4 protein-coding genes are annotated in these 2,978 nt (G+C 37.6%); all 4 read right to left on the bottom strand.

All coding sequences use genetic code 11. The features are described 5' to 3' along the window. Nucleotides 1-1,380: recombinase family protein (locus J7J33_02610; GenBank protein MCD6168183.1), on the bottom strand; the 1,380-nt coding region annotated here is incomplete at its 3' end. Continuing rightward, entirely contained in the window at nt 1,361-2,464 is a 1,104-nt protein-coding gene (locus J7J33_02605) for an AAA family ATPase (protein ID MCD6168182.1), read from the bottom strand. The genes J7J33_02610 and J7J33_02605, both read right to left, overlap by 20 nt. Further along, nucleotides 2,461-2,658 (bottom strand): hypothetical protein, encoded by a 198-nt coding sequence (locus J7J33_02600; GenBank protein MCD6168181.1) that lies wholly within the window; start codon nt 2,656-2,658, stop codon nt 2,461-2,463. The genes J7J33_02605 and J7J33_02600 overlap by 4 nt, the downstream gene beginning before the upstream one ends. Then, nucleotides 2,655-2,978: tyrosine-type recombinase/integrase (locus tag J7J33_02595; protein ID MCD6168180.1), on the bottom strand; the 324-nt coding region annotated here is incomplete at its 5' end. The genes J7J33_02600 and J7J33_02595, both read right to left, overlap by 4 nt.

Below are 2,978 nucleotides of genomic sequence, written 5' to 3'. Positions count from 1 at the left end.
CAATGGCCATACATTAAAATTATCAAGTGTAAGATTTGCAATGTCAAGTATTTGAGTTTTGGGGTGTATCCCGTGTAATTTGGCCAGTAAATCTTTATGAGTATTCTCTAAGGATATGATTCTTCGTTCATTGCTTTCTATTTTTTTAGCTATCTGTTTAATGGCTCTAAGGTGCTTGATTGTTTTAATGGCTTCAATATATTTAGTATTTTCTTCTTTAAGCCGATTAATCTCTTGCATTATCCGTTCGGATTCTGCTTTAACGGATTGATTTTCTGCCAAGAGAGACCGTTTTAATGCTTCCCTTTTGTGCTTCCATACTTTGATAAACCGTTTAAATACGGCTTCTAAGACTAAATCATCTATTCGCTTCATCTGGTGAAAACGGGTTGCCTTACAAGGCCATAATCCCTTTAAAGATGGGCAGATGTAATATAAATCTACCCTTACGCTTCCATCCTTTCTTTTTCTCACGGATTTATGACTTGACATAGCATGACCACAATAGCCACATATTAGCTTCCCCATTCCTGTTAATAGATACTTTGGCTTATTATCATAATGGAGTTGGCTTGTGCCTCTACCCTTTCTCATCATTTTAACCACAAGTAATTTTTCTAAGAATTCGTCATCAATCAGGGGTTGCCATTCACATTCTATAATTTCATCATTATACAAGCGTTTACCCGCATAAAAGTATAACCGCTTTTGTGAAACATATCGCTGGAGAATGCGTACAGTCCAGACTTTCGCTTTTTTCGGCACAATCCCTTCGGAGATTTTTTCATTTAAAACTTTAACTGCCTTTGTGGGTGGATATTTTAAATAAGTATTCAAGACTTCTAACACTATGGGGGCTCGTTCTTTGTCTATGACGGGATTAACATCAGATAATGGATCATACTTATAACCATCGGGGATTCCACCCGTCAGTTTACCCTCCCTTTTGATTCGTTCAATTCCCAATCTCTGTCTCTGTTTTATAATCTTTAATTCGTCTTCACTTATCACCCACTTTAACCTTGTTAGAAGACTACCGGGTTGGAACAAACCTTCTGAAGTAATGATATACTCTATTCCTGCTTTACGCAAGATTTTCTCAATCTTTATTGCATCTTCTATACTGCCTGAAATTCTGTCTAAGCGGAACGCAATAATACAATCTACATCACTACCATTCTGTATATCCTGAAGGAGCTTCTGCATTACTGGTCTACCTTCTAATGTATCACGGTGAGCTACTTCTGAATAAATAGCTACAAGCTCAATATGTTTTTGATGTGCAGTCTGAGTGATCCATTCTATCTGGTCGGGTATGGATTCCTGCTCCCCTGTAGAGACTCTCGCATATCCTATTGCTTTAGTTATCGTCTTTGTCATCCTTGTCTCCTGTCAATTTCTCTAACAATTTATCAAAATCGCTTATATCGTTTTCATCCTGTATTATTTTTTCATCGGGTTGAGGTAAACTTTTAAGCCAGCCTCTTATTCTACAATATTCTTTCCCCAGTTCAGTAAGTGCCTGACCCCCTCTCGTTTCCAGCCATCCATTCTCTATCAATTTGGGTTGTATATCCTCTCTATATTCATCTTTGGTTAACTTACAGACATTGATAACAGTATCCTGTCTCGCTTTATAATGCGGTGGTATAGAGGCTAAGAATTGGAGTACTCGTCTGTGTGCATTTGTTAATCCGTCTTCATCAATTCCCAACAGTTTTCGCACTTCGTTTACATCTTCCCTTAACACTAATATGTTGCCATCTGCATCTCTTCTATTTTCTGCCATAGCTCGTATAATTGCAAGTTTTAAGAGTCTTAATCTTTTCCTCGCTCTCCCATCTGTGAATTTATATTGTGAGGCATAAGAGTTTGCTTCTGGTGTAATTACAATATCTAAGTCTCCTTCCTCTATGGATAGCTTAATCGCCTGTATATAGTATTCAATCAATTGTTTTGCGTGATTCTGCCCTATATATTGGTCCCAATGCGTTGTGTTCAGGGGTTGCTGTTGTAATTCTTCCTCTGAATAAGTGAATAACTCTACTTCGATTTGAAATCTGTGTCTTAACGGTTCGCTTAATAATGCTGGATTCGTTGTCGCTCCAGCAAAAGTTAAGAGGGGTAGCTTCAAGACAGTATCTTTGCCATCCTCTAAGATATGATATTCCCCATCCTGCATAGCGGAATACAAGGCTTCTTCCACTAAGCTATTGTGTGATAGTCCGTGTATTTCATCTATAAAGAGAAAAACATAGGTGCCGTCTTTCTGCATCTGTGCAATCCGTTTCATTAAATCGTTGACTACTCGTAAATTCTTCAATTGCCCTGGGGTTGTAGTAATTAATCTTGTATTAGCCCATAACTCAATTTGAAATCTTTTATAAGTTAACTCTACAAGCTTACTCTTGCCTACTCCTGCTGGTCCATAGAATAAGATATTTGGAAATTTAGGTATCTTCATGCTCTCGTCTCCAGTCTCTTTATTTTTCCACCTTCCTGAATATAATTTAACAATGGCTTGATATTTAACTTTCCAGTATCAAATTCTATTTCTCTGGTGTTGCGTGGGTTGTAGATTTTTACTCTCCAGATTCCTTTTAATCCAGAGGGTGCAATGTAAATCCAATAATGTCCCCGATATATACATCTCATCATAATTGCTCACCTCCTATAAGGTTATGTTCCAATCTTTCTATTGCTTTTCTCCTTTTTGTGTTAGTAATCTCTGCATATATCTGAGTACTGGTAATAGTCTTATGTCCAAGTGCCTCCTGTACTGTTCTAATATCCTTTTCCTGTTCCAATAAAAGGGTTGCGAAAGTGTGCCGGAGTGCGTGTGGGTGTGTTCCTACATATTTTTTTACAATGTTCCAACCCTGTTGGCGTGTTAAAGGTTTTCCTGTTGGTCCAACTATAATAAACTTCTCTGGTGCAATATCACTGGGGTAGAATCTACAATAATGCACTATCATATC

The organism is Caldisericia bacterium (assembly GCA_021158845.1).
Taxonomy (GTDB): Bacteria; Caldisericota; Caldisericia; order B22-G15; family B22-G15; genus B22-G15.
Note: the sequence above shows the minus strand (reverse complement) of the source record. Positions and strands in the feature narration are given on the sequence as shown.